Here is a 23,663-nt window from a genome sequence, read left to right as displayed (position 1 = left end):
GGATTACCTGCGGCGTGCGTCCGGACGGACTAAATCAAAACGTTGCGCTTCGCTGATGCCGTAATAGGCGCTGGGGCCGCCCGCGCGCAGAATCGGTTCGGCTTTAGCGGTCTGATAAATGCCCTCTTCCAGCAGTGATTCATCGATGTGAATCGCCACCGCTTCACCCAGCACCAGCCAGCTGTCGATCAGATTGCCGCTGGCATCCTGGAGCTGAATCAGTTGCGTCAGGCGGCACTCGAAGTTGACCGGGCTCTCTGCCACCAGACTGGCGCTGACCTGAGAAGCTGCCAGCGGCGTTAAACCGGCAAAGGCGAACTCATCCTGATCGGCAGGCAGCGAGGCGGAACTTTCGTTCATCGCTTCCGCCAGCGGACGGGTCGCCAGGTTCCAGACAAACTCTTTGGTCTCAGCAATATTTCTCACGCTGTCTTTCCAGCCGCTGCTGGCGAAACCGATAATCGGCGGATGATAGTTGAAGCAGTTAAAGAAGCTGTAAGGTGCCAGATTGGGCTGGCCGCTGCTGCTCACTGAGCTAATCCAGCCGATCGGACGCGGCCCGATAATGGCGTTCAGCGGATCGTGCGGCAGACCGTGACCAGCACGGGGTTGATAGGAATAGCGTTTCCGGGTCATAACTTCTCCAGCAGGGAATTTTATTTATCTTAGCCCGACAGCATCGCCCGACGGAATCGGAAAGAGGTAAGCGGATGGTGCGGGTTTATTTTCCGCCGCCTACAGCGTATTGTACGCGCGCCTGAATAATTGAGAGAACGTATGAAAAAGTCAGCCAGCACGTCGCCCTTCCACGCCCGCAATCGCCATCAGGGCGAATACGATTTTGCCGCGTTAACCGCTGCCCATCCGCCGCTGAAAGCCAAAGTCCGGCCCAATGGTTATGGCGTGCAGTCCGTGGATTTCGCGGACCCGGAGGCGGTGATGCTGCTGAACCAGGCGCTGATCAAACTATTTTACGACATCGACTGGCAGCTGGCTCCCGGCTCACTTTGCCCGCCCGTGCCGGGACGCGCCGATTATCTGCACTACCTTGCCGATCTGCTGGCGCTGGATAACAACGGCGTAATCCCGACGGCGGACGTTCTGGATATCGGCTGCGGCGCAAACTGCATCTATCCGCTGATTGGCGCTGCAGAATATGGCTGGCGCTTTACCGGCACCGAAGTCGATGAAGCCGCCATCAAAGCTGCTAACCGCATTGTTGCGGCCAATCCGCGCCTGACGCGCCAGATCCGTCTGCGTCGTCAGAAAAACAGCGATGCAGTGCTGGCTGGTGTGGTCAGTAAAACTGAATTTTTCAGTGCAGTGATGTGTAACCCGCCATTCCACGCCTCGGCAGAAGAGGCGGTATCGGGATCGCAGCGTAAGGTCCGTAATCTCGGACTGGATAAGAGTGCGCCGCTCAACTTTGGCGGCCAGCACAATGAGCTGTGGTATCCCGGTGGCGAAAAAGGTTTTATCGGCAAGATGATCGCCGAGAGCGTGGCGTTTAGTCGTCAGATCGGCTGGTTTACCTCGCTGGTGTCGCGCAAAGAGAACTTACCGGCGCTGGAAAAACAGCTGCAGGCGCTCGACGTGGCGGAGATGCGCGTGGTTAATATGGCGCAGGGTCAGAAGCAGAGCCGCTTCCTGGCGTGGAGTTTTATGCCTGCCGCCCAGCGCACTAAGCTGCTGAGTCGCCTGGGGAACTGAGGTATCGCTTTACATGGGTAACAGGTGTATCTGTGGGCGAAGAGTAAAATAGAACGGGCCGCGATGCGGCCCGTTTTGATTGTTGACAACGCCCGACTCGGTGGAGGTAAGACCGAGCTGGCACAGGGAACCCGGTCAGATCGGAAAGACGCAAAGGCTGTCATCCATGACACGCTCGGCCCGCGCCGTCCCTGGCGCGGGACGCTTTCCTCTTCTGACCGGGTTCCCTGTGCTTCGGGTTTATTCGTTGCTGCCAGATTTACCCTGGTTTGGATTGTCATCAGTTTTAACGGGCCGCGATGCGGCCCGTTTTGATCAGGATACGTGCTGCAGGAATTCGCGCAGACGCTCGCTGGGTGGGTTGCTGATCAGGCTGTCGGGATCGCCATCTTCCGCAATCCGGCCTTTATCGATAAAGATCAGCCGTGAAGCCACCTTCTGTGCGAAGCCTACTTCGTGCGTCACAATCACCATCGTCATGCCTTCTTCCGCCAGATCCTGCATCACCTTCAGCACTTCGTGACGCAGTTCCGGGTCGAGCGCTGAGGTTGGCTCATCAAACAGCATCATCTTCGGCTTAACTGCCAGCGCACGGGCAATCGCCACGCGCTGCTGCTGACCGCCGGAAAGCTCAGACGGGAAGTGGTGCGCGCGCTCGGCGAGGCCCACTTTGCCCAGCAGCTCACGCGCCAGCTGGCGTGCCGCCTCTTTGCTGGCACCGCGCACACGGATAGGACCAAAGGCGACGTTATCCAGCGCACTCATCTGTGGGAACAGATGAAACTGCTGAAACACCATGCCCGCTTCCTGACGAATCAGGCGGTCGTCGACTTTCGGGTCATTGACGCGCAGACCATCGACAATCAGTTCGCCACTGGTGATCTCTTCCAGCTTGTTAATGCAGCGCAGCAGGGTTGATTTACCGGAACCGGATGGGCCGATAATCACCACCACTTCGCCCTGGTTAATCTTCAGGTCGATATTGTGCAGCACCTGGGTCTGGCCAAAATGCTTGGAGACATCTTTAAATTCAATCACAGGATTTTCACCCTTTTCTCAATGCGGCGCAGCACAAAGCTCAACACCAGCGTAATAACCAGATAGATAATCGCGACGGCGCTCCAGATTTCCAGCGCGCGGAAGTTACCGGCAATAATCTCCTGACCCTGACGGGTCAGTTCAGCCACACCGATAACGATAAACAGCGAAGTATCTTTGATGCTGACAATCCACTGGTTGCCCAGCGGTGGCAGCATACGGCGCAGCGCCAGCGGCATAATCACGTAGCGCAGCGTCTCGCGGCTCGACAGGCCAAGCGCCAGTCCGGCTTCGCGGAAGCCCTTGTTGATCGACAGCACGGCACCACGGGTAATCTCGGCAATGTAAGCGCCGGAGTTAATCATGATGGTCACCACCGCCGCGCTGAAGGGATCAATGCGCAGGTCGGGGAACGCCATCGGCAACGCAAAATAGATAAACATCACCTGCACCACGATAGGGGTGCCGCGAATAATTTCGATAAACACCAGTGCGATGTTATTGGTGATCCAGCCACCGTAAGCGCGGGCAAAGCCCGCTACCAGGCCGATGAAGAGGCCGCCAACCAGTCCAATAATTGAGATAATTAAGGTCAGTTTAGCGCCTTCAAGCAGCGCTGGCATGGCGGGCCAGATGACGCTCCAGTCAAACTCCATGGTGTCACTCCAGATATGTTGCGATGGAAAAAAGCAGGGAAAAAGTTTCCCTGCTGAAATCAGATAACGGGCAAATTATTATTTAGGTTCAGTGCCAAACCATTTTTTATAGAGCGTGTTGTAGGTGCCATTCTCTTTCAGGGTTTTCAGTGCGCCGTTTACTTTTTCACGTAAATCGTCGCTGCCTTTCGGGAAGGCGATACCATACTGCTGCGCTTCAATTGAATCGCCTACCGCTTTAAAGCGGCCTTTACCGGCGGTATGGATGAAGTAAAGGATGTTTGGCGTGTCGTGCAGCACGGCGTCCGCACGGTTGGTGCCCAGCTCCATATAGGCGCTGTCGATATTCGGGAACTGACGCAGATCTTTGGATTTGATGTTGGCTTTCGCGTATTCCACGGAGCCGGTGCCGCTTTTCACTGCAACCACTTTACCGTTCAGATCGCTGATGCCTTTGATGGCGTTTTCATTGTTACGCACCATCACCTGCAGACCGCTTTTGTAATAGCCGTCAGAGAACTCAATCGCTTTTTTACGTTCTTCGGTAATGGTGATACCCGCCAGTGCCAGATCGACATTGCGCGTTTGCAGTGCAGGGATAATGCCGCTGAAGTCCATTGGCTTCAGGGTGTAATCGAGCTTCAGCTCTTTCGCAATGGCATCCCACAGATCCACATCGAAGCCGACATATTTATCACCTTGTTTAAATTCAAACGGAACAAAGGCGGTATCCGTGGCGACGACCAGCTTCTTGTCTGCTGCAGTGGAAGAGAGAGAGAAGGCCAGCGCCAGCGCGGCCACAGAAACTTTTAACAGTGACTTCATCATTTTTCCTTTTTTACTACCAGGCGGCAGGGCCTGCGTTTGCGGCTTGTCATATGAAAGAATTATGCCAACTTTGCAAAATCCGCGAAATCAGAGAGTTAAATAACATAGCTGACACGATTTTGCAGTTAATTCTGCCATTGCACCAGTTTGGTGCTCAGTTTTGGTGCAGGTGGCTGTTTTGGTGCAAGCGGTAGTGTGCCTCAGATGTTAAGGCTGTGAAGCGGAGGAGGGAAGAACTGTTAACAGGGTCATAAAAATGCGGTAACACAGACGTAAAAAAGGCGGGTTTCCCCGCCTGACAGACTGCATTGAGTCTTATTCGATGTTCGCTTCGATAAACCACAGGAATTTATCAAGGTCACGTGATGCCGCAGTGAAGATGTCAGCGGTATCTTCGTCTTTCACTTCAGTGATCGCTTTACGGGTGTCATTCGCGACAACGCTGTAACGGTCTGCCAGCGCTTTCAGATGATCCTGAACGCTATGGATATTCAGCGGATAGCTCTTCAGCGGAGTCGTATCGTTAACGACCTGCGTGGTGCCCAGCGCCACGCCACCCAGCTGAACCACACGCTCGGCAATAGTATCCTGATGATCGGTAATCGCGGTGCGGAAACCGTCCAGCATCTCATGCACACCGATAAAATTAGCACCGCGCATGTTCCAGTGCGCCTGCTTAGTGATCAATGACAGGTCAATAAACTCGACTACCATACGGTTTAACACCGCGATGGTGGCTTTTTTATCGTCTTCGGCCACATCATTACGGGTATAAATCAGGTCAGAAGATTTAGTTTTAACCAATTTAGCGGTACTCATCGTTTCAGTCCTCTCTTTGATGGTTGTCCTAATCAAGTACCGGATAAGTATAGCAGCGCTTTTCAGCTTTGCAGAAACGACTTTGTCGATGGATGAAATAGCGTGCGTCTTTAGTCAAAGCAGAGCTGGGCTAAGAAGGTTAATGCCATGTTAAAATATAATATCAAATAAATAGCTATTTAAATCATGTTGTTATTCTATTATGTAAATAACTGGTAAGTGTCTGTTTCAAAATAGGCAGCGCAGGAAGGAGCGAAGATTAAGAATAATTCTCACGATGAGCATGATTATTATTTAGCCCCGCCGGCAGGCGGGGCGGATAGCGTTTATTTTTGGATATCGTCTGATAATTCAACGCTGTTTAACTGACTCTTTTTCGGCCGCATGGTCAGCGTTGAACCTGCCGAGGCGATGATGATCGCCAGCAGCGCCAGCCACTGTAGCCCGGTCAGGGTTTCCCCCAGAAACAGCATGCCGGAAAAGGCAGCCATGGCGGGTTCCAGACTCATCAGCGTGCCAAAGATGCGCGCCGGTAAGCGGGTGAGGGCGATCATCTCCAGCGAATAGGGAATGGCGCTGGAGAGCAGGGCAACCAGCAACGCGATCGGCATAACGGCCCATGTCCAGATGCCACTTTCTGCGAACGTCAGCCCCAGCGGTACAAAAATCACCGAGGCAATCAGCGACCCGATAGCCACTGTCGCCGGGCCATGTTCTGCGCCTGCCCGCTGTCCTGCCAGGATATAGATCGCCCAGCAGGCGCCTGCACTCACTGCCAGCGCAGCGCCCAGCGGATCAATCGCAGTCATGCCTGTGCCAAAAGGCAGCAGGAACCACAGACCAATCACGGCCAGCAACACCCAGACAAAATCCAGTGGCCGGCGCGATCCGAATAGCGCCAGCGCCAGCGGGCCGGTAAATTCCAGTCCCACCGCCACACCCAGCGGCACGGTACGAATCGCCAGATAGAACGTGAAATTCATTGTGCCCAGCGCCAGTCCATACATCAGGAGTGGCAGACGTTGTTCCCGGCTAAAGCGTAAACGCCAGGGTTTGAAGATAATACAGAGTATCAGGGTGCCAAAGCCCAGACGCAGCGCGGTGATGCCGGTAGCGCCAACGGCAGGAAACAGGCTTTTCGCCAGCGAAGCACCGCCCTGAAGCGACAGCATCGCAATCAGCAGTACGGCAATCGGCATCACTATCGGGGCAAGGTTTTTAGAAGCGGGAGAGGCAGACATCCTGTGTACTTTTCCTGGTCAGCAACGTAATGAGTCAGCCAGTGTAAAGGAAATAGCAGGCAAAAAATCACGGAATGGGGTTTTAAATTTGTCTCAACTGAGCGATTTTTGGCCACAATCAGGGCCATTTAGGTAAAGAAATGTCAGGTTTTTTTAGGATTTAACTTAAAGAACGAAATGAGCACAAAATGATTATTGCAGAAAGATGACGGATTTTATAAGAAAAATGAATGACATAGGTTGTCGCATTAACTTCCTGTTACACCAAACATTCTGTTAGACAACAAAATCCGGGCAGAGTTTCTCGCTATTTTTTGTTATATTTTCAGCGTTGTCAGGAGAGAAGTATTTTCACATTTGAGGTGGTTATGAAAAAAATTGCATGTCTTTCAGCATTAGCCTGTGTACTGGCAGTATCTGCAGGTTCAGCAATGGCACAGAGCACCGTAACTGGTGGCTATGCTCAGAGCGACTATCAGGGCGTAGCTAACAAAGCTAACGGCTTCAACCTGAAATACCGCTACGAAGACGGTTCTAACCCACTGGGTTGGATCGGTTCATTCACCTACACAGAAAAAGATAACACCGATTCTGGCATTTATAACAAAGGCCAGTACTACGGTGTGACCGGTGGTCCTGCTTTCCGTCTGAATGACTGGGCAAGCATCTACGGTGTTGTGGGTATCGGCTACGGTAAATTCCAGCAGAACGATACTTCATCACGCGATAAAACTGATTCAAGCGACGTAGGTTTCTCTTACGGCGCAGGTCTGCAGTTTAACCCAGTTCAGGACTTCGCAGTTGACGTGGGTTACGAGCAGAGCCGTATCCGTAACGTTGACGTTGGCACCTGGATTGCTGGCGTAGGTTACAGCTTCTAAGTTTAGCTTAGCTGACCTGCAAAAAAACGGCCCCCGGTGGGCCGTTTTTTATTGTGCTGATTTTACTGACCCCTTTCACGTGTCTGCACGTTTCCCGACTTTTCCGGATCGCTGTAGCCGATCAGCCGCCATGCTGGTTGATACCGCAGGACATATTGATTCGAAGGGGAAACAGGAAAAAGAGAAAGCAGAAAGGGAGAGTGCGCCTCTCAGCCAGCGGCTGAAAGGCATAGAATCAGGTTTAGCCGCGCCAGATCAGATTCTGACAGCGACGATCGTCAGACTTATGGCCCAGCAGTTTTTCCAGCAACATCAGACGCAGTGTGAACGGTGAACGCGTCAGCAGGCACAGCCAGGATTTCATCTCCGTGGTTGTTTTCTTCTCAGCCTGGAAGCATTTGCTGCAATCTAAGCAACATTTCAGGGTGCTCATAGAATCACCTCCCAATCATTGTCGACGCGGTAGTCAGCAGCCTGCGGTGAGAAGCGTCATCATCACCGGAGCAACAGAGGATCACCAGGGATCGCTCTTTTGCTGCTTACATTATCGTCAAATATAGCACTGGCTATATCCTTTAGCCAAGGCTAATGACGAAAAATTTGAGCTTCTTTGCGGCTGGTTTACAATGAGCGCAGCTAAATCCGTACAGCAGTGACAGTACGGGAAAAAATAATGAGGAAGCTGAATGAGTCGTCGTGCTAAAAGCGTGGTTTCTGCGCCAAAAGGACCACTGAAAGATATTGAAGAGCATGTCGAAGGTTTTCGGCAGGTGCGGGAAGCGCATCGTCGGGAATTAATTGATGACTACGTTGAGTTAATCTCTGATTTGATTGGTGAATTTGGCGAAGCGCGTCAGGTCGATATGGCGGCCCGCCTGGGCGTTTCGCAACCGACCGTAGCGAAAATGCTGAAGCGGCTTGGCAGTGCCGGGCTGGTTGAGCAGGTGCCTTACCGCGGTGTCTTTCTGACCGGTGAAGGGGAGAAACTGGCAGAGGAGAGCCGCGCCCGTCATCACATTGTTGAAAGTTTTCTGCTGGCGTTAGGCATCAGTCCCGAAACTGCCCGACGTGATTCAGAAGGGATTGAGCATCACGTCAGTGATGAAACGCTGGCCGTATTTAAGAAATTCTCCGAAACCCGCTAACGCTAAGGCGTACCTTCATCATGCCTCAACTGCTTCGATCTTTTTTGCATGACTCTGTTTTGCATTTATTAATCGTGATTGGTGTAGTTCTGGCATTTCTGGCGGATTTTCGCTGGGCCGATCTGCCCGGTGCCGTAGACTGGCATACCATTATTACGCTCACCGGATTGTTGATCCTGACCAAAGGGCTGGAAACCAGTGGCTACTTTGACGTGCTGGGGGGACGACTGATTGCGCGTTTCCGGCACGAACGTGCGCTGGCGCTGTTTATGGTGCTGGCTGCCGCGTTGCTCTCTACGTTTCTGACCAATGATGTAGCGCTGTTTATTCTGGTGCCGCTGACGCTGACGCTGCGAAAGTTCTCTCACTTACCCATCTCGCGACTGATCATCTTCGAGGCGCTGGCGGTCAATGCCGGATCCCTGCTGACGCCGGTCGGCAACCCGCAAAACATTCTGCTGTGGAGCCACGGCAAATTAAGCGTTGTCGCGTTTATTGTGCAGATGCTGCCGCTGGCCGCCTGGCTGCTGCTTAGCCTGATGGTATTAACCTGGTTCAGCTTTTCAAAGCGGTCGATTGATAAGCATGACAACCCGGAACAGCCGCAGTGGCAGAAGCCACTGTTTATTGTCAGCGTGGTGTTATATCTGCTGTTTATCGCCGGCCTGGAGCTGGAAATCACCGGTTGGGTCCTGCTGCTGATTCTTGCCACTTTCCTGGTGATGGCGCGTCCGGTGCTGCTGCGCATCGACTGGAGCCTGCTGGCGGTGTTTATCGCCATGTTTATTGACGTCTTCCTGATGACGCGTCTGCCGGTGATGCAGGCTCACTTTGATGCGGTTTCTCATTTCGGTCAGGGGCAGCTCTACCTGCTGGCGATTGGTCTGTCACAGGTGATCAGCAACGTTCCGGCGACGATTCTGCTGCTGCAGAAAGTCCCGCCTGGCGATGTGCTGGCCTGGGCGGTCAATATTGGCGGATTCGGCCTGCTGCCGGGTTCGCTCGCCAACCTGATTGCCCTGCGTATGGCGAAGGATCGGGCCGTCTGGTGGCATTTCCATCTCTTTTCTCTCCCTCTGCTTGCCTGGTCGATGGCCAGCGGCTGGCTGCTGTTGCGGCTGCTCAATTAGACCCGACGCATCCTGCTAACCGCCACAGGTGGCAGGATGTGCGCCATTTCTCAAGTTTCGTAAAGTTGCGCTGGATTTTGTCAGTTTCCGATATAAGGTTAACAGGACCTTTATGCCCGGGAATTAGGGCCTTAGCCAGTGATGGGAACTATGAGCGAGAATAACCAACGCGATCCACACCAGCAGGACGCAGAGAATGCGACGGATAAAAACCGTCAGTCAGAGGAAAATCAGGACAACGACCAGCAGCCTGAGCGTAAACGCCCCGGTAAAAAGCCGCTGATTATTCTGGCGGTAGTGGTGGTGATTATGCTGATTGTCGGCTTCTGGTTCTGGTTCACTACCCGCAATATTGAAACCACCGACGACGCCTTTACCGAAGGCGATGCCGTTACCATTGCGCCTAAAGCCTCCGGCTATGTCGTGAAGCTGCTGGTGAAAGATAACCAGCGGGTGAAGAAGGGCGATCTGCTGGTGGAGATCGATCCCAGCGACAATCGTGCCCAGCGTGAACAGGCTAATGCGCAGCTCGGTTTAGCTGTCGCACAGCTACATCAGGCGCAGGCTCAGCTGGCACTGTCAAAGGTACAGTATCCGGCACAGCGCGATCAGGCGCTGGCAGATCAGGCGAAAGCCGAAGCGAATCTGCTTAATGCGCAGGCGGATTATCGTCGCCAGCGCGGCGTCGACCCGCGTGCGACCAGTCAGCGTAATATCGACAGCGCGTCCGCGCAGTTACGTTCGGCGCAGGCGCAGTTACAAAGCGCGAAAGCACAGGTTGAAGTGGCGTCACAGGTTGCTCTGCAGATTCGCCAGCAGGAGACCAATGTTGAAGCGCGTCAGCAACAGGTTGAGCAGGCGAAGGCACAGTTAAGCACGGCCGATCTTAATCTCTCCTATACCCAGGTTCGCGCGCCCTATGACGGGTTTGTCACCAAGCGTAACGTGCAGCTGGGCACACTGGTGCAGGCGGGATCGTCGCTGTTTTCACTGGTCTCGCCTGAAATCTGGGTCACCGCTAACTTCAAAGAGTCTCAGCTGCAACACATGAATCCTGGCGACAAAGTTGAAATCAGCGTCGATGCCTGGCCGGATATGAAGCTGGAAGGGCATGTCGACAGTATTCAGATGGGCTCTGGTTCACGCTTCTCGACTTTCCCGTCAGAAAACGCCACCGGTAACTATGTGAAAATCGTTCAGCGCGTGCCGGTTAAAATTGTCATCGACAAAGGCCTTGATCCAAACCATCCTCTGCCGCTGGGTCTCTCAGTTGAACCGAAGGTAACGGTGGAATGAGTACGGCGCAGAGCTGGAAACCCGCCAGTAATCCGTGGTTAGTGGCGATCACGGTCACGCTGGCGGTGTTTATGGAGATCCTCGACACCACCATTGTTAACGTGGCGCTGCCGCATATCGCCGGTTCGCTCTCCTCCAGTTACGATGAGTCAACCTGGGTGCTGACCTCCTATCTGGTGGCGAACGGAATTGTGCTGCCTATCTCTGCGTTCTTCAGCCGACTGTTTGGCCGTAAACAGTTTTTCCTGATCTGCATCGTGATGTTTACCATCTGCTCATTCCTGTGCGGCATCGCTACCGAACTGTGGCAAATCATTCTGTTCCGCGTGCTGCAGGGCTTTTTCGGTGGCGGATTGCAGCCGGTTCAGCAGTCTGTGCTGCTGGACTATTTCAAGGCGGAAGATCGCGGCAAGGCATTTGGGCTCTCCTCTATCGCCATTATTGTCGCGCCGGTGATTGGCCCGACATTAGGTGGCTGGATTACCGACAACTACAGCTGGCGCTGGGTGTTCTTTATCAACATTCCGGTCGGCGTGCTTACCGTGCTGGCGATCTATCAGCTGCTGGAAGATCCACCGTGGGAGCGTAAGTGGGCCAAAGGTAAGCTGAAGATCGACTATATCGGCATCAGCCTGATTACCTTAGGACTGGGTTGTCTGCAGGTGATGCTGGATCGCGGAGAGGATGAGGACTGGTTTGCCTCGCACTTTATCGTGCTGTTCGCCATTCTGGCGCTGATCGGCATCGTCGGTGCCATCTACTGGCTGATGTATGCCCGTAAGCCAGTGGTCGATATTCTGGTGATGAAAGACCGCAACTTCTGGGTCGCCGGCCTGTTGATGGCGGGGATGGCGATGATTCTGTATGGCAGCTCCGTAGTGCTGCCACAGCTGGCGCAGCAGGATCTGGGGTACACCGCCACCTGGTCAGGTCTGGTGTTGTCGCCTGGCGCGGTGCTGATTGTACTGACCATACCGCTGGTGCTGAAACTGATGCCGATCGTTCAGACGCGCTACATCATTGCGTTTGGCTTCAGCTGTCTGGCCGTGGCGTTTCTCTACTCCGCCACCTTAACGCCCAATGTCGATTTCACCACGCTGGTGTTGATGCGTAGCGCACAGTCAATCGGGCTGGGTTTCCTGTTTGTCCCGCTGACGACTATCGCCTTTGTCACCATTCCGCAGCGGCTTAATGCTGACGCCTCGGCGCTGTTTACCATGTTCCGTAACGTAGCCGGATCGATTGGGATTTCACTCTCGACCGCTGCCATTACCGAGCGCGAACAGGTGCGGTCGGCGCACATGGTGCATAACATGACGCCGCTGAATGAGCCGTTCAACATTACCCTTCAGCACTGGGCGCAGGCGATACGCGACTTTACCTCGGCGGTGGGCGATCCCGTCACGCTGGCAACCGGTCAGCTCTATCAGGAGATGATTGCGCAGTCGCGTATCCTCGCTTACATCGATGTCTTCTCAGGCCTGAGTATTGTCGCCCTGATTTTGATTCCATTTTGTTGGCTGCTGTCGCCGATTAAGAGCGAAGGCAGTGCAGGAGCACACTAACATGAAGGTTTTTTACTCTCATCGCCTGAAACCCCTGAGTTTACTGCTGGCCCTCGGGCTGGCGGGCTGCGCCGTCGGACCTGACTATCAGGCGCCGAAACCTGCCGTGCCGGGTGGCTACAACACCCTGGATTCGCAGGAGGCGTCAAAGCCACAAAATGCCGAGATTAATTCACGCTGGTGGCGCAGCTTCAATGATCCGCAACTCGACAGTCTGATTGAGCGGGCGATTGCGGGCAACCTGAGCCTGCAGCAGACGGTGCTGCGCATTGCCGGGGCTCGTGAACAGCTGACGCAGGCGCAGGGCAGTCTGTTCCCCACTCTGGGCGGTTCAGCCAAAGTGACGCGTCAGCAGCTCGGGCTGGAAGGCTTGCTGAAATCCAATGGCGCAACCGATCAGCTCGACAGCAACGTTGCCAGCCAGCTCAATGGATTGACCCAGCCGGTTAACCTCTATCAGGGCAGCTTTGATGCCAGCTGGGAGCTGGACCTGTGGGGCAAAGTGCGCCGTCAGGTTGAGGCAGCTAATGCCCAGCAGCAGGCAGCGATAGAACAGCGCAATGATGCGCTGGTCTCACTGGAGGCCGAAGTGGCGCGTGCCTGGCTGCAGCTGCGCGGCGCGCAGAGCACGATTCAGACGCTGCAACAGCAGATTGAGGTGGCGCAGCAGACAACCGAGCTGACCCAAAGCCAGCAGCGTAATGGCCTGGCCCCGCTGACCGATGTGGAAAATGCGCGTGCCCAGCTCAGCACGTTGCAGGCGCAACTGCCGCAGTATCAGTCGCAGGCGCGGCAGGCGATGAATGGGTTAGCGGTGCTGCTCGGTAAGACACCGGGGTCGCTGGATGCTGAACTCAGTACGCCAAAAGCGTTACCGCCGCTGCCACAGTTTGTCCCGGTAGGCATTCCTTCTACGCTGGCACGTCGTCGTCCTGATATTCGTCAGGCTGAAGCGACGCTGCATGCACAAACCGCTGAGATTGGGGTTTCTGTCGCGCAGCTTTTCCCGAGCCTGTCACTGACCGGCCAGCTGGGCGTGCGCAACACCGATGTCAGCTATCTGGATAACTGGAGCAGCCATTTCTACAGTTATGGCCCGTCGTTATCGATTCCGATTTTCCAGGGCGGACAGCTGGTGTCGAGCGTGAAGTTAGCGCGGGCGCAGCAGGCCAGTGCCGCGCTGGATTATCGCCAGACGGTGCTGACGGCGTTGCAGGATGTGGAGAATGCGCTGGTCAGCTATCGCGCCGATCAGCAGCGAGTCACCGCGCTGGATGAGACAACCGGTGCGCTTCAGCGCGCCTTTGATCTCGCCAGCGACAGTTATCGCCAGGGGCTCTCGACCTTCCTGGAGGTGCTGGATGCGCAGCGTCAGCTGGCACAGGCAGAGGAGCAGGCGACACAGGCGCGGATGCAGAGTGCACTCGATTTAGTGGCGCTCTATAAAGCGCTGGGCGGCGGCTGGGAGACTTACCAGAACGTGGATATGCCGCAATATCCGGTATTTGGCCCGGCCACGCAGGCTAACTAGTCATCCGGCGGTAGCTGTCTCTGCGCAGTTACCGCTTTTTCTCTCCTCCGGCAGCGTTAAAACCGATGCTGCCTGTCTCTCCATGTTGTTCCCCATGCTCTAACTCATTGAAAAAGAGAGCTTCTCAGCATCACTGTAACGGGTGCAGCCAGCAGAAAATAAAGCAGTGGTAAGCGCAGGGTTATTATCAGCGCCTCCGGCGAGCGATTATTTTTATGTTGCTGGCACTTTCCGCATTCAGGTTTTTGAGCTCTGTCACCTTTCTCAATTTATTTCTTTGATGCTTTTTTAAGGCAACTTACGACTGAACGAGTGGGGACGCGTGAGACTATTCAGTCAGCCTGAGCCGGGCGGAACTGTTATTGCGCAGTTAAGCGATCTGCGAATAATCCGACTCTGCTATAAATTGCAGCGGCAAAAATGGTTAACAGGTGGCAAAGGGCATAATTAAAAAAGCCACCAGAGCGTTAATTCTTTTGCGCTATTTAACGGTGCCGGGGGTGGCTTTTTAAGCATAATCTGTAAGCTGGTGTGACTGAGGTCACGAGCAGGCACATTTTTAATCTGTTATCCCGGGCCCGTAATCGTAAATAATGATGTGCACAGCCCGCATTTAGCGGATAGCGTTGACAGCCTTCAGCCGGGATAATCTGCCTGAAATCGTTTTCAACTCCTGAGTAAAAGTGCCATTTGTTGTTAATTCAGCGTTAATAAAAGGTCAGGTACGCCTGTTTTTAATAGCTCTGTTTCGGCTCAATTAATACTTAGGAATTATCTGTAGCGTAAAAATAATTTATTTTTTTATTTGAATTAGGTAGTCTTGGCGCTACAGTTTTATTAACCCCCCTTAATCAAGGACATTGTGATGAGTGACGCATTTAAGGTACTGAACAATATTCGCACATTACGTGCCCAGGCTCGTGAACTGCCACTGACCGATCTTGAAGAGATCCTGGAAAAATTAACGGTGGTTGTTACTGAGCGCCGTGAAGAAGCAGAAGCGGAAGAGACGCAGAATCGCGAAAAAGAAGAAAAGCTTTCTAAATATCGCGAAATGCTGCTGGCTGACGGTATCGATCCTAATGAATTATTAGGTGCACTGGAAAGCGGGAAAAAACGTACCAAGCGTGCGCCGCGTCCGGCTAAATATTCTTACACTGACGAAAATGGTGAGCAGAAATCCTGGACTGGCCAGGGCCGTACCCCGGCAGCGATTAAAAAAGCGCTGGATTCCGGTAAAAGCCTGGACAGTTTCCTGATCGATTGATCAACACAATCCTTGTAAGTGGGAGCCGGGGGGCCATCATGGCCTTCCGGCTTTTTTATTTCTGCCGGGATATCAATCACCCCGGAAGGAATCCACGGCTGACGCTGGCGTGCGCTGCGTCACATCTGGCATAATAGCCGCCGTTTTTTCATCCATTCTCTTCACAAAGGTCAATGCCGTGTTAGTTAGCAGCAATATCACCATGCAGTTTGGCAGCAAGCCACTGTTCGAAAATATCTCCGTTAAATTTGGCGGCGGTAATCGTTACGGTTTAATCGGTGCGAACGGCAGCGGAAAATCCACCTTCATGAAGATTTTGGGTGGCGATCTGGTGCCTTCAGGCGGCAATGTTTCTTACGATCCCAACGAGCGCATCGGTAAGCTGCGTCAGGATCAGTTCGCCTTTGAACAATTTAGCGTACTGGACACCGTTATCATGGGTCACCATGAGTTATGGGAAGTGAAGCAGGAGCGCGACCGTATTTATTCTTTGCCAGAAATGAGCGAAGAAGAGGGGTATAAAGTCGGCGATCTTGAGGCACTTTACGGTGAGATGGACGGCTATAGCGCGGAGTCTCGTGCCGGTGAGTTATTACTCGGCGTCGGCATTCCGGTTGAGCAGCATTATGGCCCGATGAGCGAAATTGCGCCGGGCTTTAAATTACGTGTGCTGCTGGCGCAGGCGCTGTTTTCTAATCCCGATATTCTGTTACTCGACGAACCGACGAACAACCTGGACATCGATACTATTCGCTGGCTGGAGCAGGTGCTGAACGAGCGTGACAGCACCATGATTATCATTTCGCATGACCGTCACTTCCTTAATATGGTCTGTACGCACATGGCTGATTTGGATTATGGCGAGCTGCGGGTTTATTCCGGTAATTATGACGAATATATGACCGCGGCGACCCAGGCGCGTGAACGTCTGTTATCCGATAATGCCAAGAAAAAAGCGCAGATTGCCGACTTACAATCGTTCGTCAGTCGTTTTAGCGCCAACGCCTCTAAATCGCGTCAGGCGACATCACGCGCTAAGCAGATGGATAAAATTAAACTGGATGAAGTGAAAGCCTCCAGCCGTCAGAACCCGTTTATCCGCTTTGAGCAGGACAAGAAGTTGTTCCGTAATGCGCTGGAAGTGGAAGGTTTGACCAAAGGATTTGATAACGGTCCGCTGTTTAAGAATTTAAATCTGCTGCTGGAAGTGGGTGAGAAGCTGGCGGTGATCGGTGCCAACGGTATCGGTAAATCAACACTGTTAAAATCGCTGGTGGGTCAGCTGACGCCAGATAACGGCAGCGTTAAATGGTCAGAGAATGCACGTATTGGTTATTATGCTCAGGATCACGCAGACGATTTTGCCAATGACCTGACGGTATTTGACTGGATGAGTCAGTGGAAACAGCCTGGCGATGATGAGCAGACCATTCGCGGTATTCTGGGTCGTCTGCTGTTTTCACAGGATGATATTAAGAAGCCGGCCAAAGTGCTTTCCGGTGGAGAGAAGGGTCGTATGCTGTTCGGTAAGCTGATGATGGAAAAACCGAACATTCTGATTATGGATGAGCCGACCAACCACCTCGATATGGAGTCGATTGAATCGCTCAATATGGCGCTGGAGATGTATGAAGGCACGCTGGTGTTTGTTTCACACGACCGTGAATTTGTCAGCTCGCTGGCAACCCGCGTGATAGAGCTGAAAGCAGACCGCGTGGTGGACTTCACCGGTAATTACGAAGATTACCTGCGGAGTCAGGGTATCGTCTGATTGAAACGGGGTGGCGCAGGCCACCCCGTTTTTTTGGTGGTTTGTTGGTTCAGCACGTGCTTCAGGGAGCAGAGGCGTTCCTGCTGTCGCTACGCGCTACCACCACACACTTCACAGTGCGCATCCTGCGCCACCTTCATGCTGCGGAACTCCGCGCTCATCGCATCGTACATCAGCAACCGGCTGGTGGCGGGCTTGCCAAATGCCGTCAGCACTTTAATCGCTTCCATCGCCTGCATCGCACCAATCACGCCAACCAGCGGAGCCATGACGCCCGCTTCCACGCAACTCAGAGTTTGTTCCCCAAACAGGCGGCTGATGCAACGATAGCAGGGTGTGCCGGGCTGCCAGTTGAATACACTGATCTGACCTTCCATCCGAATCGCGGCGCCGGAGACCAGTGGCACCCGCTGCTGACGACAGAGCCGGTTAAGCTGCTCACGCACCGCAACGTTGTCGGTGCAGTCAAGCACCACCTGCTGCCGGGCGATCAGCGCCAGCAGCGCTGCATCGTCCAGCTGTCCATTGACCGGATGCAGCTGGCAGTGCGGATTGATGGCGGCCAGGCTTTGTGCGGCGGAGTCCACTTTGGCACGACCAATGTCAGCATCGTGATGCAGGATCTGCCGTTGAAGGTTGGAGTGCGACACGGTATCGAAGTCGAGCAGCGTCAGGCTACCGACACCGGCAGCCGCCAGGTAGGGCGCAGCGGCGCAGCCGAGTCCGCCCAGCCCGACGATCAGCGCATGACTCGCTTTCAGCCGCTCCTGACCGTCGAAATCAAAGCCGCGCAATACAATCTGCCGGTTGTAGCGCAGCATCTCCTCATCGCTTAATTCAGGCAGCATTTACGCCTCCAGCAGGGCATTGAACGGTTCCACCTCGACCCATTCGCCCGGTTCAACATTGCCACGATCCCGTTCCAGCACAATAAAACAGTTTGCCTGGGCGAAGGAGCTGAAGACGTGTGAACCCTGCATCCCTGTAGTCTCTACCTCCAGTTCACCCTGTGCATTCTGTCGCAGGATGCCGCGCTGGAAGTCCAGCCGGCCTGGTGACTTTTTCAGCCGCGAGGCGCTGCGCACTTTCTGACGTGGCGGCAATGCTGATTTTTGCTGGCCGGTGAGGGTGGCAAGCAGCGGCTGGACGAGCTGATAAAAGGTCACGGCGGCGGAGACCGGATTACCTGGCAGGCCGCAGAACCAACTGCTGTTGAGGCGGCCAAAGGCAAATGGCTTGCCAGGCTTGATCGCCAGCTTCCAGAAGCTGATAGCACCAAGCTCTTCCAGCATCGTTTTGGTGAAGTCCGCTTCGCCCACCGAGACGCCGCCGGTAGTAATCACGACATCCGCCTGCCGATCGGCCTCGGTGAAAGCAGCACGCAGTGCGGCCGGGTCATCTTTGATGATGCCAAGGTCGATGACTTCGCAACCCAGCTTATGCAGCATCAGCGATACCGCAAAGCGGTTGGTATCGTAGATCTGGCCTTCGGCCAGCGGCTCGCCGACCGGCTGGAGTTCATCACCGGTGGAGAAGATAGCGACCCGCAATTTTCGCAGCACGCTGACCTGTGCGATACCCAGTGAGGCGAGCAGTGGCAGCTCCGCCGCGCCCAGCCGCGTTCCCGCTTCCAGCACCACGGTGCCTGGCTGAATGTCATCGCCGATGAGACGAATGTTCTGTCCGGGACGGACCGGCGCGGTGATCATAATCGCATCACCCTGTGTTTCGGTCTGCTCCTGCATGACTACTGCTTCACAGCCTGCGGGCACCGGCGCACCGGTCATGATGCGAATCACGCTGCCCTGCGGCCATTCACCGCTAAACGGTGCGCCGGCAAAGGCTTTACCCGCCACCGGCAGCGGCTGACCGTTACTGGCGTCTGCCAGCCTGACGGCGTAGCCATCCATCGCAGAGTTATCAAATGGTGGCACGGCAATCGGTGAAGTCACCGCTTTAGCGGTGATACGCCCGACCGCTTCGGCCAGCGGCACGCTAAGAGAGTCGGTGACGGGCGTCAGCTGTGACAGCATTTTTTGTTGTGCCTCCTCAAGGGAGATCAAGCCTGCAGTAAAACTTTCCATGGATATTCCAGCCTGGTTATCTCAGATGCTGTCTATTATGGTGGGAATTAGCCGCTGAGTCACATCGGTGTCGGCCTGACTTGCCTGTTGTTGTGGCCAAAGTGAAATATGGCGGTAAGAAAAGGTTATAACCACAGGAACAGTTTCCGCTTTACAACACTTAGCAGGCTTTCTATAGTCAAAAATCACCAAAAATGGCTGAAAACCATTTTAAATCAGTGTTTTTCGTCCTGATGCAACCACAGGGTAGATCGTTATGGTCAATGCAGTGATCGCCATTCATGGAGGCGCCGGTGCCATTACGCGCTCAGCAATGAGCGCCGAAAAAGAACAACTCTATCGTCAGGCGCTACTCGATATTGTCACTCAGGGCCAGCAGATACTGGCTCAGGGCGGCAGCGCACTCGATGCGGTGACCGAAGCGGTGCGACTGCTGGAAGAGTGCCCGCTGTTTAACGCCGGTAAAGGTGCGGTCTTCACCCATCAGGGCACACATGAACTCGATGCCTGCATCATGGATGGCCGCACGCTGGGTGCAGGAGCGGTCGCGGGCGTAACGCGGGTACGGAATCCGGTGCTGGCGGCACGTGCCGTGCTGGAACATAGCGAGCATGTCCTGTTTATCGGCGAGGGCGCAGAGCAGTTTGCTGAAGCGCACGGGCTGGAAACGGTCACGCCTGATTACTTCTCAACCCCGGAACGCTGGGAGCAGTTGCAGCGCGCGCTGAACAGCGATACGGCAGTGCTGGACCATGATGGTGCTGCGCACAGCGACGACCCGCTCGACCCGGACCGTAAGTTTGGTACGGTGGGGGCCGTCGCGCTGGATCTTGAGGGCAACCTCGCGGCCGCCACGTCAACGGGCGGTATGACCAACAAGCAGGCCGGGCGGGTCGGCGACTCGCCGCTGCCAGGCGCGGGCTGTTACGCCAGTAACGACAGCGTGGCGGTCTCCTGTACCGGCACCGGAGAAGTCTTTATGCGGACGCTGGCGGCCTACGATGTGGCAGTGCAGATGCGCTACGCCGGGCGCTCGCTGCAGCAGGCCACGGTTAATGTCATTCATGACAGCGTGCTGGAGCTGGGCGGCAGCGGGGGGCTGATTGCCGTCGATCGCGCAGGCAACGTGGCGCTGCCGTTCAACAGCGAAGGGATGTATCGCGGTGTGGCGCGGGTCGGCGAAGTGGCAGATGTCGCTATCTATCGCGAAAGTTAAGGAGCAGAGATGAGCGACAGGCAAACGTTACCGCCGCTGGCCCCTGAGCAGGTCCTGGCGGTGCGCGATCTCAATGTGCGTTTTCAGCACGAAACCACCGTCACTGACGCGGTGCGTCATTTATCACTCGATCTGTTTCGCGGCGAAACGCTGGCGCTGGTGGGGGAGTCAGGCTCAGGGAAATCAGTGACCTCGCTGGCGCTGATGCGGCTGATTGAGCAGGCTGGCGGGAGGGTCAGCGGCGAGGTGCTGTTGCGGCGTCGCAACGGCGACGTGCTGGATCTGATGCGCGCCTCAAAAGGTCAGATGCGGCGGGTGCGCGGTGCGGATATGGCGATGATCTTTCAGGAGCCGATGACCTCGCTGAATCCGGTCTTCTCCGTGGGCGAGCAGATCGCGGAATCCATCCGTTTGCATCAGGGACTGAGCCACGCTGGCGCGCTGGCCGAAGCGCGCCGGATGCTGGATCTGGTACGAATTCCCGATGCGCAAAAGGTGTTATCCCGCTTTCCGCATCAGCTTTCGGGCGGGATGCGTCAGCGCGTGATGATCGCCATGGCGCTCTGCTGCAAACCGGCCCTGCTGATTGCCGATGAGCCGACCACCGCGCTCGACGTCACTATTCAGGCGCAGATTCTGCAGCTTATCCGCGTGCTGCAAAAAGAGATGCAGATGGGCGTGATTTTTATCACTCACGATATGGGCGTGGTCGCCGAAATGGCCGATCGGGTTCAGGTGATGTATCGCGGCGAAGTAGTAGAAAATGCCCCGGTAGCCAGGCTGTTCAGCGCCCCGCAGCAGCCCTATACCCAGGCGCTGCTGGCGGCGGTGCCAAAGCTCGGTTCGATGCAGGGCCAGCCCCTGCCAGCCAAATTTCCGTTGCTGCACAGCGATGCTGTTGATGACGTACCGCAGGATACGGTTCGCCGCCTGCAGCCACCCATTTTGCAGGTGCGCGATCTGGTCACCCGCTTTGATATTCGCGGCGGCCTGCTGAACCGCGTCAAAAGCCGGGTGCATGCCGTCGAAAAAGTCAGTTTTGATCTCTATGCCGGTGAGACACTGGCGCTGGTGGGGGAGTCTGGCTGTGGTAAATCGACCACCGGACGATCGCTGCTGAAGCTGGTTGCCAGTCAGGGTGGCACCCTGACGTTTGACGGGCAGCGGATAGACCATTTGTCGGGTGCCGCGCTGGCCCATCTGCGACGCGACATTCAGTTTATCTTCCAGGATCCCTACGCCTCGCTCGATCCCCGGCTGACGGTTGGCTTCTCCATTATGGAGCCGCTGCTGGTCCACAAGGCGATGCCGCGGCGCGAGGCGGAGCAGCGAGTTGCCTGGCTGCTGGATAAAGTGGGTCTGCTGCCGGAACATGCTCAGCGCTATCCCCATGAATTTTCCGGCGGCCAGCGTCAGCGCATCTGTATAGCTCGCGCGCTGGCGCTGAATCCCAAAGTGGTGATCGCCGATGAGTCCGTTTCGGCGCTGGATGTGTCAATTCAGGCGCAGATAATTAATCTGATGCTCGACCTGCAGCGCGAGTTTGGCATCGCCTTCCTGTTTATTTCTCACGATATGGCGGTGGTGGAGCGTATCAGCCACCGCGTGGCGGTGATGTATCTCGGTCAGATTGTCGAGATGGGGCCGCGTCAGGCGGTGTTTGAGCAGCCTCAGCACCCTTACACCCGAAAACTCATGGCAGCGGTGCCGGTAGCCGATCCGGCTCACCGGCGTCGCGAACGAGCCTTACTGGTCGATGAGATCCCCAGCCCGATTCATGCGTTAGGGGATGAACCTGAAGTGGCGCCGCTGATGGAGGTGGCTCCGGGCCATTTCGTCGCCCGCCACGTTATCAGTGCGACCTGAACAGTGACGATGTCGCCCCGGCGACCAACCCGACAGGGATTACAGGAGAACAAGATGCAGATTACGATGCGTAAAGGGTTACTGGCGGCTGGCGTGTTAAGCAGCGCAATGGCATTGCCCGCCTGGGCAGCACAGGATGCGGTGATTGCCGTCGCGTCCAACTTCACCACTCTCGATCCCTATGACGCCAACGACACGCTGTCGCAGGCGGTCGCGAAATCCTTCTATCAGGGCCTGTTTGGCTTTAATAAAGAGATGAAGCTCACCAACGTGCTGGCTGAGAGCTATCAGGCCAGCGCCGACGGCCTGACCTACACCATCAAGCTGCGTTCCGGGGTTAAATTCCAGGATGGCACTGACTTCAATGCGGAAGCGGTAAAGGTCAACCTCGATCGTGCCAGCAACCCGGATAACCATCTCAAGCGCTACAACCTGTTTAAACATATCGCCAGCACCGAAGTGGTGGATCCGACTACGGTAAAAGTAACGCTGAAAGAGCCGTTCTCCGCCTTTATCAACATTCTGGCCCATCCGGCGGCGGCGATGATTTCGCCCACCGCGCTGAAAAAATATGGCAAAGAGATCGGTTTCCATCCGGTAGGAACCGGCCCGTTTGTGTTTGAAACCTGGAACCAGACCGATTTTGTGAAGGTGAAGAAGTGGGACGGCTACTGGAAGCCGGGCTATCCGAAGCTGGACAGCATTACCTGGCGACCAGTGGTGGACAACAACACCCGCGCGGCGATGCTGCAGACCGGCGAAGCGAACTTTGCTTTCCCGGTGCCCTATGAGCAGGCAAAACTGCTGGAGAAGAACAGCAAGCTTGCAGTGGTAACCACGCCATCGATTATGCAGCGTTACATCAGCCTTAACGTCACTCAGAAGCCGTTCGACAATCCGAAGGTACGTGAAGCGCTGGAGTATGCCATCAACCGTCAGGCGCTGGCGAAAGTGGCGTTCTCCGGTTACGCCACGCCTGCTACCGGCATCGTGCCGCCCACCATCGACTTCGCTCAGACCTATCCGGCCATCAGCTACGATCCGGCCAAAGCAAAAGCCCTGCTGAAAGAGGCGGGTTACCCGAACGGGTTTGAAACCACGCTCTGGTCGTCACACAACCACAGCACCGCGCAGAAAGTGTTGCAGTTCACCCAGCAGCAGCTGGCGCAGGTTGGCGTGAAAGTTAAAGTTACGGCGATGGATGCGGGTCAGCGTGCCGCCGAAGTAGAAGGCAAAGGCCAGAAAGAGAGCGGCGTGCGCATGTTCTACACCGGCTGGTCTGCCTCAACCGGCGAAGCGGACTGGGCACTGACGCCACTGTTTGCTACTACGGCCTGGCCACCGGCGATCTTCAATACCGCGTTTTACAGCAATCCTAAGGTCGATAAAGATCTGGCAGATGCGCTGAAAACCACCGACCGTGCTGAGAAAGCGCGTCTCTATAAAGATGCGCAGGATACCATCTGGCAGGATCACCCGTGGATCCCACTGGTGGTTGAGCAGCTGGTTTCTGCCAACAGCAAAAACCTCAGCGGTTTTTATGTGATGCCCGATACCTCATTCAATTTCGATGAGGCAACTCTGAAGTAACGGAGCCGGCCAGCCCGTGAGGCTGGCCG

The 23,663-nt window shown here is 55.1% G+C and carries 21 protein-coding genes; 12 read left to right on the top strand and 9 right to left on the bottom strand.

The genetic code is table 11. From position 1 onward, the window contains the following. Positions 1-3 precede the first annotated feature (3 nt). Positions 4-636, bottom strand: coding sequence for a flavin reductase family protein (locus ACR8BN_RS12980; protein WP_434746997.1), 633 nt, complete (start codon positions 634-636; stop codon positions 4-6). Positions 637-777: 141 nt separating this feature from the next. Here ACR8BN_RS12980 and rlmF point away from each other — a divergent pair, with 141 nt between their 5' ends. Continuing rightward, positions 778-1,710: a 23S rRNA (adenine(1618)-N(6))-methyltransferase RlmF gene (gene rlmF, locus ACR8BN_RS12975; RefSeq protein ID WP_031591737.1), complete on the top strand. Its 933-nt coding sequence runs from the start codon at positions 778-780 to the stop codon at positions 1,708-1,710. A gap of 315 nt (positions 1,711-2,025) precedes the next feature. On the opposite strand, the gene glnQ is transcribed toward rlmF, so the two are convergent. From glnQ to rhtA, 5 genes are all read right to left on the bottom strand, one after another. Then, entirely contained in the window at positions 2,026-2,748 is a 723-nt protein-coding gene (gene glnQ / locus ACR8BN_RS12970) for a glutamine ABC transporter ATP-binding protein GlnQ (RefSeq protein ID WP_010254327.1), read from the bottom strand. Beyond that, positions 2,745-3,404 (bottom strand): glutamine ABC transporter permease GlnP, encoded by a 660-nt coding sequence (gene glnP / locus ACR8BN_RS12965; protein ID WP_022625976.1) that lies wholly within the window; start codon positions 3,402-3,404, stop codon positions 2,745-2,747. The genes glnQ and glnP overlap by 4 nt, the downstream gene beginning before the upstream one ends. A 78-nt stretch (positions 3,405-3,482) precedes the next feature. Continuing rightward, on the bottom strand, positions 3,483-4,229 hold the full coding sequence (glnH, locus tag ACR8BN_RS12960) for a glutamine ABC transporter substrate-binding protein GlnH (RefSeq protein WP_134160580.1): 747 nt from the start codon (positions 4,227-4,229) through the stop codon (positions 3,483-3,485). A 318-nt stretch (positions 4,230-4,547) separates the two neighbouring features. Continuing rightward, a complete protein-coding gene (gene dps / locus ACR8BN_RS12955; RefSeq protein ID WP_031591741.1) occupies positions 4,548-5,051 on the bottom strand; it encodes a DNA starvation/stationary phase protection protein Dps in 504 nt (167 codons plus the stop codon). 326 nt (positions 5,052-5,377) lie between these two features. After that, on the bottom strand, positions 5,378-6,292 hold the full coding sequence (gene rhtA / locus ACR8BN_RS12950) for a threonine/homoserine exporter RhtA (protein WP_010254339.1): 915 nt from the start codon (positions 6,290-6,292) through the stop codon (positions 5,378-5,380). 368 nt (positions 6,293-6,660) lie between these two features. On the opposite strand from rhtA, the gene ompX reads away from it, so the two are divergent. Next, positions 6,661-7,173 carry an outer membrane protein OmpX gene (ompX, locus tag ACR8BN_RS12945; protein WP_010254344.1) on the top strand — a complete coding sequence of 171 codons (513 nt, stop codon included), beginning with the start codon at positions 6,661-6,663 and terminating at the stop codon, positions 7,171-7,173. A 241-nt stretch (positions 7,174-7,414) separates the two neighbouring features. On the opposite strand, the gene ACR8BN_RS12940 is transcribed toward ompX, so the two are convergent. After that, positions 7,415-7,606 (bottom strand): hypothetical protein, encoded by a 192-nt coding sequence (locus ACR8BN_RS12940; protein WP_029518943.1) that lies wholly within the window; start codon positions 7,604-7,606, stop codon positions 7,415-7,417. A gap of 253 nt (positions 7,607-7,859) precedes the next feature. On the opposite strand from ACR8BN_RS12940, the gene mntR reads away from it, so the two are divergent. The 7 genes from mntR to ACR8BN_RS12905 all read left to right on the top strand — a co-directional run bounded on the left by mntR (position 7,860) and on the right by ACR8BN_RS12905 (position 16,878). After that, positions 7,860-8,318 carry a manganese-binding transcriptional regulator MntR gene (gene mntR / locus ACR8BN_RS12935; protein WP_010254350.1) on the top strand — a complete coding sequence of 153 codons (459 nt, stop codon included), beginning with the start codon at positions 7,860-7,862 and terminating at the stop codon, positions 8,316-8,318. A gap of 20 nt (positions 8,319-8,338) precedes the next feature. Continuing rightward, positions 8,339-9,448, top strand: a complete 1,110-nt coding sequence (locus ACR8BN_RS12930) for an SLC13 family permease (RefSeq protein ID WP_022625975.1) — start codon at positions 8,339-8,341, stop codon at positions 9,446-9,448. Between the two features lie 150 nt (positions 9,449-9,598). After that, complete coding sequence (locus tag ACR8BN_RS12925; protein WP_010254357.1) at positions 9,599-10,744, top strand: HlyD family secretion protein; 1,146 nt, start codon at positions 9,599-9,601, stop codon at positions 10,742-10,744. Beyond that, positions 10,741-12,309 carry a DHA2 family efflux MFS transporter permease subunit gene (locus ACR8BN_RS12920; protein ID WP_010254360.1) on the top strand — a complete coding sequence of 523 codons (1,569 nt, stop codon included), beginning with the start codon at positions 10,741-10,743 and terminating at the stop codon, positions 12,307-12,309. Before ACR8BN_RS12925 ends, ACR8BN_RS12920 begins: the two co-directional genes overlap by 4 nt. Before the next feature lies 1 nt (position 12,310). Beyond that, positions 12,311-13,840, top strand: a complete 1,530-nt coding sequence (locus ACR8BN_RS12915) for an efflux transporter outer membrane subunit (protein ID WP_279851966.1) — start codon at positions 12,311-12,313, stop codon at positions 13,838-13,840. A gap of 865 nt (positions 13,841-14,705) precedes the next feature. Then, a complete protein-coding gene (locus ACR8BN_RS12910; protein WP_003850507.1) occupies positions 14,706-15,107 on the top strand; it encodes an H-NS family histone-like protein in 402 nt (133 codons plus the stop codon). Positions 15,108-15,285: 178 nt separating this feature from the next. Continuing rightward, positions 15,286-16,878 carry an ABC-F family ATPase gene (locus ACR8BN_RS12905; protein WP_010254366.1) on the top strand — a complete coding sequence of 531 codons (1,593 nt, stop codon included), beginning with the start codon at positions 15,286-15,288 and terminating at the stop codon, positions 16,876-16,878. A gap of 89 nt (positions 16,879-16,967) precedes the next feature. On the opposite strand, the gene moeB is transcribed toward ACR8BN_RS12905, so the two are convergent. Next, positions 16,968-17,726, bottom strand: coding sequence for a molybdopterin-synthase adenylyltransferase MoeB (moeB, locus tag ACR8BN_RS12900; protein WP_031591746.1), 759 nt, complete (start codon positions 17,724-17,726; stop codon positions 16,968-16,970). Beyond that, on the bottom strand, positions 17,727-18,962 hold the full coding sequence (gene moeA, locus ACR8BN_RS12895; RefSeq protein ID WP_425022093.1) for a molybdopterin molybdotransferase MoeA: 1,236 nt from the start codon (positions 18,960-18,962) through the stop codon (positions 17,727-17,729). It lies immediately after the preceding gene. A gap of 256 nt (positions 18,963-19,218) precedes the next feature. Here moeA and ACR8BN_RS12890 point away from each other — a divergent pair, with 256 nt between their 5' ends. The 3 genes from ACR8BN_RS12890 to gsiB are packed head-to-tail and all read left to right on the top strand — an operon-like array spanning position 19,219 to position 23,634. After that, on the top strand, positions 19,219-20,178 hold the full coding sequence (locus ACR8BN_RS12890; protein WP_434746996.1) for an isoaspartyl peptidase/L-asparaginase family protein: 960 nt from the start codon (positions 19,219-19,221) through the stop codon (positions 20,176-20,178). 9 nt (positions 20,179-20,187) lie between these two features. Beyond that, a complete protein-coding gene (locus tag ACR8BN_RS12885) occupies positions 20,188-22,044 on the top strand; it encodes a dipeptide ABC transporter ATP-binding protein (protein WP_031594646.1) in 1,857 nt (618 codons plus the stop codon). A gap of 54 nt (positions 22,045-22,098) precedes the next feature. Beyond that, positions 22,099-23,634: a glutathione ABC transporter substrate-binding protein GsiB gene (gsiB, locus tag ACR8BN_RS12880; RefSeq protein WP_434746995.1), complete on the top strand. Its 1,536-nt coding sequence runs from the start codon at positions 22,099-22,101 to the stop codon at positions 23,632-23,634. Positions 23,635-23,663: the final 29 nt, after the last annotated feature.

This window comes from Pantoea sp. Lu_F5_004 (assembly GCF_051136245.1).
In the GTDB taxonomy this organism is placed as follows: domain Bacteria; phylum Pseudomonadota; class Gammaproteobacteria; order Enterobacterales; family Enterobacteriaceae; genus Pantoea; species Pantoea agglomerans.
This window is presented reverse-complemented; position numbering and strand designations above follow the sequence as displayed.